We start from the raw sequence: 17,115 nt of genomic DNA on the forward strand, positions 1-17,115 counted from the left end.
GTATGCAGCAAAATATAATAGTTAGTGAAGCAAATGAAAAAGAGCATCTTTTAGATGTATTAAGGATGAGGAAGAGGTTGGAAAAGCATATTGCTAATTCCGTACCTAACTATGTGCAAGAAGATGAAAATAAATTCCTACAAGGCTTGAAATCCTATTTTAATGATCCAAATGCCAAAATACATATTGCTTCTCTGCCAAATACAAATGAGTCATTGGTATGGGCATTAGTATGCTTGAACACCATGATGACCCTAAAATAAAGATTGCAGGAAACATACACTATCTATGGGTAGAACCTGAACATCGGAAAAATAATATTGGGAAAACCATTGTTGCGCGGATCATTCAGTTTTTCAAAGAAAATGGGGTTAATGATCTTTTTTTAGATTATAATTTTGGAAATATAGAAGCGGAGAAATTTTGGGGAAGATTAGGTTATACACCTGGTATCATTGTCGCTAGGAATTCCATTAAAAATATCGAGAAGAAGTTATAGAAATTTCGGGGGACGGCGCCTGAATTGAAGAGCCTGTCCCCCCGATTTTACACTTTATTCCCAAACAGTTTCAACGGGTAAAACTTGTTTTATTTCTTGTTCGTATCGATGTTTTTCATTTTCTGTCATCCAAATGTGAACGACCCCCGAATCATTATGATTTCTAATTAAACGGCCGATCCCTTGGCGAAGTCTCAGCAACATATAAGGGGCATCGATTTCCTTCATCGGATCCTTGGCATGCTTTCGTTTAGCTTGAAAGACAGGATCTTTCGGTGGAAAGGGAAGGGAAGAAATAATGACTTGGGTTAAGGCGTTACCGGGAACATCCAATCCTTCCCACAAATGATACGAACAAAGAACTGTGGATTCATCCGTCTGAAAGCGCCTGACCGTTTCGCTAATTTCTTTATCTCCCTCATACAGAATTGAAAAAGGCATATCTTCCGCTTCAGCCCATGCACGGAATTGCTGCATTTCTTCAATGGATGAAAATAAAATTAACGATCTCCCATCGTTAGCAACTAATTTTTCTCGAATTTTCCTCCACTTATCGGTAGAGCCATCATCCAAATGATGAATCACCTGCATTTTTTGTTCATAATCAAAGGGGGAAGCAACGGAAAATGATAAAAATTGTTCTATTCCTAAATTGCGAGCGATATGAGAAAAATCGCCATCATGAGATAAAGTAGCTGATGAAAAGATGAATGGAATATTTTGTGAGAAAACTTCTTTTTTCAAAACATCTTCGACTAAACGCGGCATCATCACCAAGCTAACGTTATGATCCTTTTCTTCTAACCAAAAGATCGCCTTGTCATCTTTTAATAAAATCGATAATCCATAGGAGAAGAACTCCAAATATTCCTCAATAATTTTAATATAGTAATCACCAAAGGCAAATAGTTCTGAATCAAAAACGAGCTGTTCTAATAGCTCTTGTACTTTATCAAATAATGTTTTGACAATCGCAAGCTCGTGGTCGGAAAATGCTACCTCTTTACGATTTGACCCCTCAACAGCCTTTGCATTTTCTGTTAACAAATCGAACCATTCATCATGTAATGCTAAGATATCTTCAATTAAGTAGAGCGAATCCTCACGAATGTTTTGATTCATGTACCCCGTTAATACATCGGTTAATGTTTCCGCATGGAAACGATGTGTTAATCCCTTTTGAGCCGCAAATTCGAGTAAGTGGCCTTCGTCAAAAACGACGCAACTTGCTTCAGGTAATAACGGCAATTGCCCTTCACGCTTACGAGAGTCTTTCGTCCAAATATGCTCCATATAAAAATCATGGGAACAAATAATGATATCTGTCGCATGGCGATAATAATCCCGATTTAACGTTTGTCCGCTGCGGTGGCGAAGATCACATGTGGAACATTGCTGCAACGGATCCCAAGCGATTTTCTCCCATGATTCGTTGGATACCCATGGATATTCTTTCCGATCTCCATACCGTTGAAACGTTTTTCCACCTGCACTTGTATCATAAACAAAGTCAGGTATTTCATCATGAACCCGTAAAATGTCCTTATCATCTGTCGTATTCGCGAGGCTGTCCAACTTTCTTACGCAAACATACTGCTCTCTTGCTTTGGCCATCCGCACATCGATTTGCAGTCCTAATGCTTCTTCCAGTTTTTCAATATCCCCGCCTTTTTTCACCAACTGCTCAATCAATGTTTCATCGGCACAGGATATAATCGCTGGTTTTCTAAGATAACGAGCATAACTAATCGCAAACAATAAATAGACGAATGTTTTTCCCGTACCTACCCCAGCCTCTGCAAAAATAGTACTCTTGTTTCGGAAAGCCTTCTCCAATTGATAAGCCATAAAAATTTGCTCATCCCGCAACTCATACCCCTTCTCGGGTAAAATATCGTAAAAAACATCCCCAACGTATTCTCCTAAACGATCAAAAAAGTTTTTTTGCTTTGATATACTAAATGGAACTGCTCCAATTTTCATCGACAAACTCCTCTATAATTCTTTACATGGATAGATTCATTTTAAAGGAATATGTGGCTATTTTCATCCTTTCAATATTCAAAAAATGGTGTGGTGTTGATTTTATTGGGGCACCTTACGCTTGTCTTTTATCTCATCGGAAGCTTAAAAAGTATGTTACATGGAAATTGGATGTCTCGTGTTTTTAGACCGAAAGAATGGCTCTCGTGGCCTCTACGCCCGTCATGTCTCCATTTTGCAAAAGTAGGGCCAGTTTTTGTAAAGACAGTGGACAGCCTTCATCATAAACTTGTGATATGTGAGGTAGTCTGTTGTGCTGCCTTTGTAAGGTAAAGAGTATGCGGGAAAGGGAGTAGTGAAGTGGATAAACGTCTTACGAGAAAATGGAAGATGTATGCGATTCATCATTCTCATACGGATATTGGCTATACCGAGCGTCAAGAGAAAATCGAACAATACCATGTTGATTTTATTCGTCAGGCCATTGCTGTCTCTAAAAGACTGCAAACTAAAAAAGACAAAACGATCCAAGGTTTTAAATGGACATGTGAAACCTTTTGGGCTGTTGAACAATTTTTGAAAAAGGCATCTGCTGAGGAACGTCAAGAATTTAATGAGGCCTTAAGACGAGGAGATATCGAGCTTTCCGGGAGTTACTTGAATATGACGGAATTGCTAGATTACGAGATTCTCCGAAAAAATCACATGAAAGCTGTGAATTATGGAAAATCAATCGGTATCAAAGTTGATTCCGCGATGACCGCGGATATTAATGGCTATAGTTGGGGGTATGCGCAAACACTGTATGATGCTGGAATTGATCATTTATTGTCTTGTGTCCATACCCATCACGGAATGTATGCCATTGGTAGAAAACAAAGGCCCTTTTATTGGGAAACTCCGAAGGGGGACCGCTTGCTCGTTTGGAATGGGGAACATTATATGTTAGGGAATGATCTTGGACTATCTCCGGGAGCTTATTTATCCTATACGATTCGGGATGAGTTCAATCCATACGGGCCGTCAGATCGGCATTGGGAAATTGCTAAGGAACGGATTATTCGTTATCTTCACCAATTGGAGAAAGAGGACTATCCTTACGATTTTGCTTTAGTGAATGTCATGGGGCTTCTTCGTGATAACGCCTCTCCCAACACAAGTGTCATTGAATTTATTCATAAGTGGAATGAGCGTTTTGGCGAATTTGTGGAAATTGAAATGACAACACTGCATCACTTTTTCAGTGTTGTCAAAGCACAGGATCAGGAAATCCTAGTTTATAAAGGGGATTGGCCTGATTGGTGGTCAGATGGTGTCGCTTCAACGGCTATGCATACCCAAGTTTTTAGGGATGCCCAGAGAACATTAAGGCGGGTCAAAAAACTCGATCCGCAAAATAAAATAGTGCAAGAGGCGGCGATTGAAGAAGCGGAACATCAATTAACGATGTACGCAGAACATACTTGGGGTTATCATTCTTCCGTTTACGAACCTTGGCATCCAATGGTACAAACATTGGCGGTTCGAAAAGAGGCTTATGCTGCAAATGCGAATCGGATCATCTATACAGCATTGGATGATATTTTGCAGAAACGCGGGGAAGTGATGCTTGGGCCTGACCGCTCTTATCAATTTAAAGTGATCAATACTTTTGATCATGAGGTTGAGGATCTCGCTGCTATCTATTTAGATCCGTGGGAACCAGGTTTGTTTAAAAATGGGTTCACGGTTATTGATCAGAAAAGTGGTTCAGTGTTGCCGCACCAAGTGGAAAATGTGAGTCGCGGTTATCAAATTTCAGTGCTACTCCAGATGCAACCTAATGAAGAGAAAATATTAGAGTTGCGTGGAAATAGTGAGAGTGAAAATTCCGGTCGAACTGCTAGAAGTAATCGTTTAAAAGGCCATGATGGTGTCTATGACATGGAAGACCTTATTTCATTAGGGACAGAGAATAAACCTGTCCATTTAAAAATGAATGAAAATGGGATAGAGTCCGAATATGTGAAGATTCACTGGAGAGCCGACGAGGGAATTATCTCCTGGATTGATAAAACATCTGGGGAAGAATTATTGAGAGATGACTATGAGGTTCCCGCTTTTTCACCGGTTTATGAAGTAACAAAAGCCCATCAAGTAGACAAAATGGCAGATGTTAGACGAAGAATGGGCAGAAATCGTAAGGGGCTTGACGTCAAACGTTCTATTGGCCGCTTCGTTGGAGTGAAGGACATTACAAATGGCCCTCTTTACGGTGTTGTTGAATTGTTGTATGAAATTGAAGGGATGTCTTATTTTTCATTATTGTTAAAAGTGTATCGTGAATCGGCAAGGGTGGATGTTGCGGTAAGGATGCATAAAGATAGTGTTTGGGATCCGGAAAACGTGTATATTTCGATGCCGTTCACTAGTAGCAACCAGATGTCTAGTGAACTTTGGGTGGAAAAGGCTGGTGTTGCTGTACGCCCGGGTGTTGATCAAATAGTAGGAACTTGTCTGGATTATTATTGTATTCAGGAAGGATTGGCCTACTTATCCAATAATCGTGGTGTATTGATCGCTACCCCGGATACCCCTCTCGTCCAAGTTGGACCATTAGCCAACAGACAGCGGTATGTGCATGGTCAGCATGATGGGGGAGATGCCCGACACTTATATGCATGGGTATTAACCAATTATTGGGAAACCAACTTTAAAGCAACACTAGGGGGATTTTATGAATTCCGATTTATTGTCAACTGGAATAAAAATATGGATTCCGTACAAAAAGCGATTCAAAAATGTCATAGTTTTAATAGTGGCTTACTCGCTTTTAGAATGAAATAAAAGAACGATTTTCTAAAAAGTCCACTTTGAAACCCAGGAATGTTGATATTCTAGCATTCTTGGGTTTTGCATTGTATCGACTTCGGCTTGAAAAACTACATCCACAGCAAGTCTATCCCCCATGCATCTACAAACCTATCCAAGATGTTGCTTCATTTTTTGTCGGAATTGTCCAGGCGCCATTCCCATTTCTTTTGTAAAGACGCTTGTAAAATAGTGAACGGTGTCAAAACCGACGATGTCTGAGATTTCCTTAATGGATAAATCGGTTTCGGAAAGAAGCAAGTTCGCTTTTCGAATTCGTTCCGCCCTCACATAACTGGAAAAGGATTGGCCTAATTCAGCTTTAAAAATACGCGATAAATGTCTGCTGGAAATATGAATATAGTTAGCGATGTGATCAAGTCTAAGTTGCTGGGACAAATTGTCGCGGATGTATAGTTTTGCTTGATGGATCAAGGTTGGGTACGAACTATGTTCGTTCGAAGGAGCTCTTTTTTTCAGTTGCTCGTTAAATTGGCCAAGAACGCTCGCATAAAAGGAAGAACATAGTCCTTGAATCCAATTATTTAATGCTGGGTATGAGTCGGTCGACATGATTAGTAAAGACGTCCATAAGTGTGCAACCGTGCTATTTTCTGCATGATTCATATAAAAGTTTTTTGTATTTTTGAGATTGTTGAACAAATCTCTGAATTCCTGGGATGACTGGTTTTCGATTAATTCAAAGGCAACGAAAACAATATCGATCCCATCCTTGCTCACAATTTGATGTTGAATATATGGTCTTGAAAGAAACAACGTCCCTCCCATTAAAGGGAATGATTGGTCTTGCTCAATATATTGACCTTTTCCGCCAACGATATAGCAAAGTTCAAAGAATGAGTGTTGATGTGGCAGGTTATTATAATGTGAAGATTGTGCCCCCCAATAATGCACTAAAATTGAAGTATTTGTTCCGTTGATTTGGGTAGCATGTTCATTTAAAAAATGTGAACCATCGACGAATAATTGGCTCCGCTCCATCATCCATTCTCCTTCCTTCGCTCTCTCGGATTCGTTCCAATGATGAATGTTTAGGCTGAGTGATTGGATCTAGTATTCTCGAGTATGTTTTAACGTCTCTTTTAGAAAAATTAGATACTTGTAAATTTTTTTGTTTTCTGTTGCCTTTATAACTGAAAGTGGATAAGAATATGTAAATAGTTATAATTTGTCAGATACAAAATAAAACCACTTAAAATATGTGAGTGCTTTAGAAAAAGGTTATGCAGGATTAAATAAAGTACGACACTGCATTCGCCACCGAATCAGCTACCTCATCATCATCAATTTCAGAAATCCTATCATAGCCCATGTTTATGAATGTGTCAGTAATATCTGTGGCAATTTTGTCTATGTTTTCATCGGTTAATGTAATTTCATTTGCATTTGAATATATCTCAATCCAATCTTTCACATACTCCTCAATTTCTAAATAGCGATCTAGATCTATTTTACCCACCCCTGGTCTAAAATTTATTTTACTTTGATTATAGCAATAATAGTTAAAGGGAAATAGAGTTGTAAACGTTTAAATGCTGTAGAACTTAGGTTATTGCTTCCTATACTATTGTAAGGTGAATCGCCAGCAATTGGTTTTTAGAAACTAATAGAGTTACTGTATAATAATTCTTATTTTGTAACTAGGTGGTAAGAACTTCTGCGACCACCTACAAATGTTGCTTTAAATAGATTTTAATTAGAACCATCCTATTATCAAAAAATATAGTATTGAACCTTTGTATATGATAACCTCACATTGAAGGCAAGATATGTTGGATGAAAGAGAGTCAATAAGTATGAAATGTAGACTTTGAATTTAGCTTTTACAATGAAGGAGTGAATCCAATTGTTAATCCAATGTACCAAATCTTTCCTTGATAAGTTCTGGTTGAAAGGGAATGAATTTGCTGAAAGTGAAGGGGCGGAAGAATATCCGAATAGCCTGATGGCGTGGCATGGGAATTTTGTCAGTATTGGGAGGAAGAAGGCGATCGTGTTAATGAATAATGAAACACGGTATCCAGTTGTGATCTATCGTCCGAGTAAGAAGGATTTTTCGCAAATTGAAGATCTGATAAGCGAAGCGATTGCAACGGCCTTTCGGATGGAGGGTATTCACGAGGACGTGATTGACGCTTATTTGGCGAAGGCGGGGGAAATTTCCTATTCCAAAACCGGTAGTAAAAGCATGGTGGCCAAGATGAATAATACGGTTCGCGAAGTTCAATTTTCGGAACAATTTTTGGATGATGAGGAACGAATTCAAAAACATATAAGTATCATAACGGGTAGAATGATCCAATTGTCTGAGGGGAGCAAAGGGTTCTATCCTATTGAAAAACTATTGACCTGTCTCAGTGAGCAGTTTTATCAAAATAATCCTGTTTTAGACATCGATATGTATCAATTGAAGATTCAGGTCGATATTGAAGGTCATGAGATTTGGCGGCGGGTTCTTGTACCATCCACTTTTTCTTTTCGTTCTCTTCACCATATTATTCAAATCGTGTTTGATTGGCAAAATTATCATTTACATGAGTTTATAATAGAAAGAGAAGATAGTAAGCCACTGCAAATTGTGATGGATGACGATCCCGAAACGCTTGCTTATTTAAACTTCGATGAATACGAGGTTCGGCAAGAGCGACTTGTCATACTAAAAGACGTTTTTCCAAAGCATGGAGAAGTCACGTATGAATATGATTTTGGTGATTCTTGGGTACATAAATTAATCCTTGAAAAAGTTGTCAAGTCCCAACATTACCAAGCTGTATTCATAGAAGGAGAGGGTGAACGGCCACCTGAAGATGTGGGCGGTGAAGGAGGCTTCGAATACTTTACGCAAATTATGGCAAATATGGAACACCCAGAGTATGAGAACATGAAAATGTGGGCCGAAAGTCAAATTGGTAGAGTGCTCAGTCAAGAAATGATAAATAAGCGACTGAAGCATGTCATTAGTGGGTATTTTTCTTATGTTTAATTGTACATGTAATGGAATGAGACCAGAGGAACCGTTCCCCCTGGTCTCCAGTCCTACTGTTGTTCCTTTGCTTCCTTAATTTTTATTTCTGTTTCCTCTTTTAATTCACGGAGTACTGTATTGACGTCAATATCGGACGTTGCGAGTTTCGTTAGTGCACTGTGATAGTCTACATATCGATCCCATCTACTGATGTGACCATCGTAAATGGCAGGTTGTAGCTTAAATAACGCCTCTCTATTTTTACCTTCATACGTTTCAACATCGATCAATACTTGCTCTAACACTGAACGATCATTCAAAATGGTTGCTGATGATAAGTTTCGAATCATTGGAATTTGTTGTTCTGGAGAGGCATATTCCATTAAAACTTCAAAAGCCTCGTCTTTATGTTCACTGTAGTTGGCAATAATTATCGGTGTCGTCCCAAGAAACGGACCAATATTTGGCTGGCTTTCCCAGACTGGGTACGTTAACATGCCAATGTTTTCTTTAATATATTCAAGATCCTCTTCAGGAAAAAGATTTAACTGTGCATTTGCTCCAATCCCAATCGCTGCTTGACGCTGTGCAAATAAATTTTGATCATGGCTATGTTCTCCATATATACCTGAAATGCTATAGAGCTCATGCATCATATTAAAGTATTGATGGAACTCTTGTTTTTCAGTAAGTAGGACCTCGCCTGTCTCTGGGTCGGTAGCATTAACAGCGAATTGCATGAGTGGGTGTAAAATCTCCCACCAAGTAGGGGTTGACCCCCAACCAATTTGCATTCCAACATACTGGACACCATTTCTTTCTCCTGTCATTAACCGTGCGATATCCAGTAATTCATCCCATGTATATTGTTTATTTTCATCTAGGTAGGGTACACCAAACAGATCGAAAATTTCTTTATTATAATAGGTTGCTGCATAGGAAGTTCCATCGGGAAACCCTACCAATCGCCGCTCTGAATCCTGTGCGCGAATAAATTCAACGAGTGAGGGTTCCAGTTTGGATATATCAAAATTATGCTTTTCAGCCAATTCATCTAACGGCTCAATTATCTCAACCTCCTCAAAGTGTTCGATTGAACCGAAGAAGATGTCAGGTAGTGTATTGGAAGCGAATAGTTCTTGTAATGATTCCACGGAATTTCCGAATCCTACGTGTTCCAATTCAATATGTTCCAGCGCCTCGTCAATAGGACCAAACCTTTTATTAAAGGATTCTTCTCCAAAGGGATAGCCGATTTGAATAGTAACGAGTTCCTGTTCCACTTCAGTATCGTCTGGTTCTTCATTTTCCACCTTATCAACTGGTTTCGTCCCTTCTTGAGTACAAGCAACCATTAGAGATAAGCATATAAACAAAAACATGAAAAATGTTCCATATCGCTGTTTGGCTTTCCAATTCATCTCTGATCCCCCCGTATTTAGAAAATACCTTCTTTGATCTCTTAAGTCCCTCTATTTAAAAAATGACTGTGAACTTAGCTTAATTTTTGTGCTTCGGAAGAAAAGTAGATTCCAATAATCCCATAAGCAAACCAGAAGTAATTTCTCCTACTGTCCAACCGGATTCGATAGACCAGGGACCCCATCCGACATCAGCAGGGGAACCGAACACCTCCATTTTTTCCACATCAAAGGCACGAGCCCATGCTCCGTCAATTTGAATATCCTCACTTTCGATCTGGGCATTAACCATAAAGCGTACAGTATCCTCCCATAGTTTTTTAAACCATTCATCCCCAGTAATGAAATAGGCTTGAATCCAACCGATTGGCAACCAGTTGTTCGAATAAAGAAGATCAGCGACCGGATCACCATTTGTACTTAATAACGAACTTTCGCCGGATCCAGGGCTATGACGCATGGACGCTTGATAGCCATCATCCCACTCAAGATACGCTCCACTGGGATGATAATATTGCTGCAAATCATGGGCTACTTTATATAACCAGTTCAAATGTTCTTTTACTCCAGTAACTTCGTAGAGCCAACTTAATGGAAGAATTAGCCGACATAGTTCTTGTGTTTGGCTTTGCTCCCGTTTTGTTTCCGGATAATGTGTCATAATTGTCGTCAACCCTGCCACAGCCGTATCACGATACTTATTTCGTCCCGTCAACCTAAAAGCTATACAAAGGGCGGCATAATAAAAGGCATTATAATGAGCACTTGGTAAATTCCCAGGAGTATTCTGCAGTTTATGCAGCATATTCGAACTGAGATGGATGTTATCTGTACGAAATACTCTCGTGCCATCTGTACCCGTAGTCCGAACAAGAAAATCAAGAACACTTAAACATTCATCCAATCGTTCTGTAGTTTCCTCATAAAAGTTTCGAAAAAGTTGAGGGAGGAGTGCCCGGGCAGCATCATCTTGATAACAGACGCCCCACGCTTCATCGGTCCAACGAAACATGCCCTGTAAGGGACCATCATCATGATGAATATAATGATCGAGAACATAATTTATCAAGTTATTGGAAATCTTCCTGCTATTTTGGATGCCCGTTTTTAAAGAATGCAGCCAATAGGAAAAGGATAGTTCTCCAATGCAGTCGGCTCGCCGGATTTCTCTCAGCTCTTGATGCCCCTGATAATTAATTTCTGTTCCTAATCCTTCTAACGCACCTGCATGACCATCATCTCTAAGCACTCCTGATCTTTTTACCCAAAGCAGCGAACGTTCGACTGACTTCTCGATCTCTTGATATTCTGCAGCAGCCATCCCATCACGACTATTTGAACCAGTACGGTAATATTCAGGGAATTCCCCGATTTCAATTTCCGTACCATATAACCACTGGAGCACAAAGGAAATAACCTTTTTAATCCGACTCTTCGGAGCATGGCGGGCACGATAAAAATTAGCTAGTCGAAATGCACAAATTAAAAGCTGTCCTTCTTTTTCAAACCATAAGGCCCTTTCCTTGTTAACCACTTCCCAATCTAATTCACTGTCACGTATACGGTCATGACTATGAGTAGTAATAAAAGATAAGAGTGGCTTTTCTTGAGAACACATGTAAATATGTGGCCGAATTCTTTCTCCATACTGATCGTCGATTAACGCACCCTTTGACTCATTGGGAAGCCAACCATCCTGGACAACCGCCAACCTTGAAAAGCGGGTCACAGTAGGACTTTCAAAATAGACATCTCCAATACTTCTAACAAATTCAGTAAATACACGTTTACCCTTTAGAATCTCAGCTTCAATTTTTTTTCGCAGGGGAGGTAGTAGTAATAATGGTTTTGGACCACCTCCACCAAGAATGGCAATGGCTCCGATCTTATCAAAGTTCAGAGTAGAAGCATCGTCTGGACGCACGACCAGCAGTTTGCTGTCTGTTTGTTTCATGAGCGATAACAGATCGCTTTCCACATCTGTAATCACGGTTAGTGGATATTGTTTGTCAATGTTGATTTGTAACAGCCTCCAATGTTCACTAGATTTAGATTCTCATTTACCTGAACATAGTGCTTAGCTTTGAAAACCCCCCAATCAACTAAGGATGAGTTTATTTTAACAAAATATTAGGAATATTTCGTTGGCATTTTTTGATATCATATTGATCTTTTTTTGCGTTTATTAATAACGTTTGGTACTCGGTTGGTGATACTCCGAGGTGTTGACGAAAGGCTCGACTAAAGGTATGAATCGAGTGATACTGAAGCTGTTTCGCAACTTGAGTGACATTCATTTCACCATTCTTCAGCCATTCAACGGCTTTTTCGAACCTCTTTCGATTGTAGTAGTCTTTAATGGTAAGCCCAACTTCTTTCGCAAAGATTCGTGATAGGTGAGGATAGCTATAATGTAATTCATCGGCAATCTCCGTTAAATCGGTCAATTGAAAAAGATGATTATCGATGTAATTAATTACTTTGTAAACAATTTCCTTTCTTTCGTTCAATTTCCTACTTGGTGTATAGGTAGCGGTCCAATTGTCAGAAAAACTACGGTAGGCTAAGATGACAATTTGTCTAAGATACATCTCCATCATATAGGTAGAATAGCGATCAAGGTTAATCAACTCGTTGAAAATCCGAACAAAGGGAGCATCAATCCCGATCTTATTTGGGACAACAGGATCCACCGCCTGATCAAACATTTTTCGAATCGGAGCCAGGGAATAGTCATTGTCTAAACCATCGGCAAATTGAAAACCAAAATAATAAAAACGAAAAGGCTCTTCCATATCTGCTCGACAACTATGCAACTGCTTTGGAACATTGAGCACAATATCTCCTTCTTGGACGGAGAACTCCGTATGATTAATAGAAAAATAGCCACTCCCCGAGACAATATAACTTAATTCATAGCATAGTTGTTCATGGGTCCCAATGACATATCCGCCCTTACAACTTATGTCGCCAATCTGATACAGCTTGATAGAATTAAACAATTGCGGATTGTTAAAATAATTATTATCAAAATGGAAATTTATTGATTCGTAATCGTGTTCTGAATTCATATACATCCCCCCAATAGTAAATATTCTTTATTTGGCGAGGAGATGCCTGCTTTTGACAAGTAGGGCGGTTCATATGGATAATTGTGGAAACATTTTTAAAAATAACACTAGGAGAACCGTCCCCACTGGTTCCCTGGTATACTTGTATAGAGGGTTTTACTCATAATAAAAGGAGATGAAGGATGCTGGAGATGGATTTTTTGGATCAAGACTATTGGGACTACGCAAATGAATTTTTCGGATTGTCTGAGCCGATTATTGAAGCTTTCCATCTGGAAATAGATAGAATCAATCGCAGCCCTGAGTTGCAGCGATTGGCATGGGAATTACACCGTCGTTTATATGATTCCGATGAGAGTGTACAGGAAATGAATGCCCGATTACTAGGAATGGGGCCAGAAGAAGGTATGTTTGCGGCGGTGGTGTACGCTTCGGGATTGCCATCTCTTATAGATAAATATAATTCAAGAGGCATTCCCCTCCACATCTTGAAGGATACGTTGTCAGATTTGGAAATCTGGATGAACCATCATCGTCAAAAATACGGTGTTTGGGGGTTGAGTGAATTAGGATGGTTGGTGTGGCATTTTCGAGGTGGAATATTCAGATTGGGGCGCTTGCAATTTTTGCCCAATTCATACAACGAAAAAGTTAAGGTATTTCGTAACCGTGCCAATGGATCTGTTGTTGCCCTTTCGGATGATGGTGTGAAATTTAGTGCGAACGGTCAAAAAGAAGATGATCATAAATGGACATCAATCCTTGAGCATGATGGTGACGTGGTCAAAGGGAATAAGATTACTCCAAATGGTACCGTTGACCGTGAACCAATGGAGCTTTCTATGAAGGAGTGGGAGCTTGTTTTGGAGGAAGGGGATCGGATCCTAGAAGTACATATTCCCGAAGGCAGCAAAATGACATATGAACTGTGTAAGGACTCTTATCGCCAAGCGAAAGAATTTGCTGCAACCTATTTACCTGACCAAAACATCAAAGCATTCACTTGTACGTCTTGGCTGCTCAGTCCACAGTTGCGCCAAATTTTACCCGAGTCATCTAATATAGTAAAATTCCAAAGCGATTACTACTGCACCACGCTTCTACCTGATGATACACAAATGTTTGAACGGGTATTCGGAATGAAGCTGGACGATCTATCAAATGCACCGCATGATACATCACTCCGCCGAGCATTGCTAGATTATGTAGCGGATGGAAACAGCGTTCGTGGAGGGGCTGGATTTATACTGTGGTGAGGGATGGCAATGAAAGAAGCCAGAAGAACTTTCCGTCCCTCCTGGTCCAAACACATCACGGCCGCTGTCATCATAAACGTGCGTTTACTTTTGGTGGTGGAATTTAGGTAAAATTATTTCTGGAGAAATTAAAAGCTGAGTGCTAGACACCCAAACAAATCCGACACCATTCTTAGAATTGAAAATGATATGGACTGCCAATTCCAAAAAAGTTGTTAATGGCATTTTGCCCATTCAAGCATATCCTGTAAAAAGGTTTGTTAAATGAGGATGCAAATGCATGAAGTTCGTTTTACCTGTAGAGAATGCTCTGTCCTTATAGAAGTTCTGGTTCATTTTTTACAGGCTTTACTTAACAACATAATGGAAGGGAAGTTGAATATTACGTGGGAAAAGTTTGGAAAATAGTAGGGGTTGCTGGCGCGGTCGCTGGAGTAGCATATTTAGCAAACAGTGATAATCGGGATTTGATAAAAAATAAATTTAATTGGTTTAATGAATCTTATCTGAAAGGTCTAGCCAAACCTGATGAGATAGAGGATGCGAAAATGGTTGATGAAGGTGCGATGACAAGTGTCCAATATTATAATGATCAACAAGAAACAGAAGAGGAAAAGTAAGGAATCATCAATGGAGGTAGGCATGGGGTATTAGTTGCAAGATAGGCAAGAGTTTCATAATAGAGATAAAACCAGGTTCCTGGGAAGCATTGCAGACCTTTCCAGTAACCTGGTACCTATTTAATCAATTTACTTATCCGCTCTTATCAGCCTTCAATTTCTGATTATTCGCCTCTTTTATCAATCCATCGAAGTACTGGGTGTATTCAGAATCCCCCGAATAAGTTAGACAGAGAAATTCTTTCGCCCGGGTCATCCCGATATAGAGTAACGAGGCTTCTCTTTCTTTATCTTCCTCAAGCGCAAAAGGCATGTTGTCGATATTGACGATGAAAACAGCTTGGAAGTCCAGGCCCTTGCTGCTATCGATCGTGCTAATTTTCACGGATTCATCCTCTTTATCAAAACTTCGCTTTGTGTCGCTGCTTTTTGTAAGCCAATATAAAGGAAGACCCTCCTTTTGTAATGCTTTTTGTAAAACCGCTATATAATCCATATTATACGTTCGCTTTACTCGATATAAAATGAGGATTTCTGCTAACGGAACTTTATGTTCTTCATGTAATTTACGAATTTGTTTTGCGACAAGAGCCGCTTCTTTGAAAAAATTATCTGTTCGCACAAGAGCTGGTAGAACTCCGTTTCTTCGCGTACTTTGTGGAGCGATGATTTCACCTTCAAAGTCTTTCGTAATCACTTTATTTTTCAAGGAAGAGTGCTTTTGATAGAAATCCCAGGCAAACTTGACGATTTGGGCCGTGTTTCGGTAATTAATGCTCAAAATTTTCGATCGGCCTCTAAAGTCTAGACCAGTATCTTGCGCATAACTTCTTTTTCTTTTATAAATGGACTGTGCTCGATCTTCAACAAGCAATAGTGACTTTGTTTCCGGATTGAGCAGATGGCTTACAAGCATGAACCATTCTGAATCAAAATCCTGCCCTTCATCAATCAAGATCGCGTCATACATAGGCAAAATAGCTTCTCCATTTTCAAGTTTCTTAATCATATTTGGTATTACATTTTCTGAAATAAGCAGTTCATTTTTCAGCCAAGCATGAAAATTATACACTTGGATATTATGGTTTTCACGTTCATTCGGAGCAACATCATTCGTAAAATTGAAGTCAAACAAGCTATCTGGCTCCTTCATCATATGGGCAACCATTTGCTCAATTGAGCGCGCGAGGGAAATGTTGTAACAAAGGATCAAAATTTTCCAATCAGGATGCTCCCTAGCTAACAACTTCGCTCGACTTGCTAAAATTAAGGTTTTTCCACTCCCGGCTACTCCGCGAATTAAGCGATTCTTATCACCAATTTGTTTCGCTAAGTTTTCTTGATGCAAGTCCATTGCTTTCACATCATGAAGAGACAATAAGAGCTGATCTTGGTATGGAACAGGTTGCTTAAATTCAGCACTAATTCGAACTTCTGGAAAGAGGTGGTAGCGTATATTGTCAATTTCTTCCTTTGTTAACGGGTCTTTAAGACGAAAAGGAATAATAAACATATTTGACAGCTTTTCAAAGAAGTTTTCTTCCGAAAATGATTCATGCTCTGGATCAATTTCATCCCTTGTAAAAGAAAGCGAAGGTTCCACAACAGCATACAGACCAAGCTCGATGAAATCTTTCTGGTAAAGTCTTGTGAAAACAGAACCAAAACCACATGGAAATTTAAGTTGAAATTGGTATTTACCTTCTAGTTGTACAAGGTTTCGATCCTTCTTAAGTACATCCACTATATGAAACATATTGTCTCTCGCCTGTTTCACAGGACTCTTTGTTTTTGTCTGTTCACCATTTGAAGTAAGTAATGACCACTCATCTTGATTCAATTGAAAAAGAGTATTTTTTGTATAATCCTTTACCTCTAGAACAATTAACCCAATATCTGGACCAACTATAACAAAATCAGGGCGTCTACCATGAATTTCGGGTTCATAATACACGATATAATCGTCAGGAAGGTAGTTTTTTAACGTTCGAAAAAGCAACCTCTCACCAGCAGTAGCACTGGAACGGATGGTTTCAGGTACAGTATAGGCCATTATGAGCACTCCAAAAATTGTCATTTTTCTATATTATACTACAATAGGAGATTTGGTCTAGTTGAGGGTGACGTACCTAGGCAGGGGGCAGGTATAGCAAACAGATGCAATCAATAAGAAAGATCATCATTTGTGTTGGAAACGGGGTTTATACCATAATTAATAAATTTACATAGGACAATCCTCCTGATTCATATGTTAGAGTGAGGAGGGGATAACTTTGGACAACGGGCTTTTAACAACAGTTCCAATGGAAAAATACACATTATTACAAAAAATAAAGAACATCTGCCATCTAATAATTCCTTAAGAGGGTTAAGAAATATATTTTTATCAATTCCGATACTTAAACTATATAAGTTTGAAAAAGAGCTAT

The 17,115-nt window shown here is 39.3% G+C and carries 14 protein-coding genes; 6 read left to right on the top strand and 8 right to left on the bottom strand.

Annotated features, from left to right (window positions below; all coding sequences use genetic code 11):
* Positions 1 to 2 precede the first annotated feature (2 nt).
* Both BN1243_RS20680 and BN1243_RS20685 read left to right on the top strand, forming a co-directional pair.
* A complete protein-coding gene (locus BN1243_RS20680; RefSeq protein WP_062110019.1) occupies positions 3 to 263 on the top strand; it encodes a hypothetical protein in 261 nt (86 codons plus the stop codon).
* Positions 221 to 499 carry a GNAT family N-acetyltransferase gene (locus BN1243_RS20685; RefSeq protein WP_084782172.1) on the top strand — a complete coding sequence of 93 codons (279 nt, stop codon included), beginning with the start codon at positions 221 to 223 and terminating at the stop codon, positions 497 to 499. The genes BN1243_RS20680 and BN1243_RS20685 overlap by 43 nt, the downstream gene beginning before the upstream one ends.
* 54 nt (positions 500 to 553) lie before the next feature.
* Here BN1243_RS20685 and BN1243_RS20690 read toward each other — a convergent pair whose 3' ends face one another.
* On the bottom strand, positions 554 to 2,482 hold the full coding sequence (locus tag BN1243_RS20690; protein ID WP_062110021.1) for an ATP-dependent DNA helicase: 1,929 nt from the start codon (positions 2,480 to 2,482) through the stop codon (positions 554 to 556).
* A gap of 360 nt (positions 2,483 to 2,842) precedes the next feature.
* Here BN1243_RS20690 and BN1243_RS20695 point away from each other — a divergent pair, with 360 nt between their 5' ends.
* Positions 2,843 to 5,308 (top strand): glycoside hydrolase family 38 N-terminal domain-containing protein, encoded by a 2,466-nt coding sequence (locus BN1243_RS20695; RefSeq protein WP_230200281.1) that lies wholly within the window; start codon positions 2,843 to 2,845, stop codon positions 5,306 to 5,308.
* Positions 5,309 to 5,443: 135 nt separating this feature from the next.
* Here BN1243_RS20695 and BN1243_RS20700 read toward each other — a convergent pair whose 3' ends face one another.
* The gene (locus BN1243_RS20700) at positions 5,444 to 6,334 is read right to left on the bottom strand and encodes an AraC family transcriptional regulator (RefSeq protein WP_062110023.1); all 891 of its coding nucleotides are present in this window, start codon (positions 6,332 to 6,334) and stop codon (positions 5,444 to 5,446) included.
* 250 nt (positions 6,335 to 6,584) lie between these two features.
* On the bottom strand, positions 6,585 to 6,812 hold the full coding sequence (locus tag BN1243_RS20705) for a hypothetical protein (RefSeq protein WP_154669915.1): 228 nt from the start codon (positions 6,810 to 6,812) through the stop codon (positions 6,585 to 6,587).
* A gap of 387 nt (positions 6,813 to 7,199) precedes the next feature.
* Here BN1243_RS20705 and BN1243_RS20710 point away from each other — a divergent pair, with 387 nt between their 5' ends.
* The gene (locus BN1243_RS20710) at positions 7,200 to 8,336 is read left to right on the top strand and encodes a plasmid pRiA4b ORF-3 family protein (protein WP_062110026.1); all 1,137 of its coding nucleotides are present in this window, start codon (positions 7,200 to 7,202) and stop codon (positions 8,334 to 8,336) included.
* A 53-nt stretch (positions 8,337 to 8,389) separates the two neighbouring features.
* Here BN1243_RS20710 and BN1243_RS20715 read toward each other — a convergent pair whose 3' ends face one another.
* The 3 genes from BN1243_RS20715 to BN1243_RS20725 all read right to left on the bottom strand — a co-directional run bounded on the left by BN1243_RS20715 (position 8,390) and on the right by BN1243_RS20725 (position 12,810).
* Positions 8,390 to 9,739, bottom strand: coding sequence for an ABC transporter substrate-binding protein (locus tag BN1243_RS20715; RefSeq protein ID WP_062110028.1), 1,350 nt, complete (start codon positions 9,737 to 9,739; stop codon positions 8,390 to 8,392).
* A 79-nt stretch (positions 9,740 to 9,818) separates the two neighbouring features.
* Positions 9,819 to 11,693, bottom strand: coding sequence for a hypothetical protein (locus BN1243_RS20720; protein WP_230200282.1), 1,875 nt, complete (start codon positions 11,691 to 11,693; stop codon positions 9,819 to 9,821).
* 160 nt (positions 11,694 to 11,853) lie between these two features.
* Positions 11,854 to 12,810: a helix-turn-helix transcriptional regulator gene (locus BN1243_RS20725; protein ID WP_062110031.1), complete on the bottom strand. Its 957-nt coding sequence runs from the start codon at positions 12,808 to 12,810 to the stop codon at positions 11,854 to 11,856.
* 182 nt (positions 12,811 to 12,992) lie between these two features.
* Here BN1243_RS20725 and BN1243_RS20730 point away from each other — a divergent pair, with 182 nt between their 5' ends.
* Complete coding sequence (locus BN1243_RS20730; RefSeq protein WP_062110033.1) at positions 12,993 to 14,066, top strand: acyltransferase domain-containing protein; 1,074 nt, start codon at positions 12,993 to 12,995, stop codon at positions 14,064 to 14,066.
* 84 nt (positions 14,067 to 14,150) lie between these two features.
* Here the strand turns inward: BN1243_RS20730 and BN1243_RS22250 are convergent, their stop codons facing one another.
* The gene (locus BN1243_RS22250; protein WP_154669916.1) at positions 14,151 to 14,300 is read right to left on the bottom strand and encodes a hypothetical protein; all 150 of its coding nucleotides are present in this window, start codon (positions 14,298 to 14,300) and stop codon (positions 14,151 to 14,153) included.
* A gap of 152 nt (positions 14,301 to 14,452) precedes the next feature.
* Between BN1243_RS22250 and BN1243_RS20735 the strand changes: the two genes are divergently transcribed.
* A complete protein-coding gene (locus BN1243_RS20735; protein ID WP_062110034.1) occupies positions 14,453 to 14,686 on the top strand; it encodes a hypothetical protein in 234 nt (77 codons plus the stop codon).
* A gap of 133 nt (positions 14,687 to 14,819) precedes the next feature.
* On the opposite strand, the gene BN1243_RS20740 is transcribed toward BN1243_RS20735, so the two are convergent.
* Positions 14,820 to 16,739, bottom strand: coding sequence for a 3'-5' exonuclease (locus tag BN1243_RS20740; RefSeq protein ID WP_062110036.1), 1,920 nt, complete (start codon positions 16,737 to 16,739; stop codon positions 14,820 to 14,822).
* Positions 16,740 to 17,115: the final 376 nt, after the last annotated feature.

The sequence above is a fragment of the Bacillus niameyensis genome (assembly GCF_001375535.1).
Lineage (GTDB): Bacteria > Bacillota > Bacilli > Bacillales > Bacillaceae_C > Lederbergia > Lederbergia niameyensis.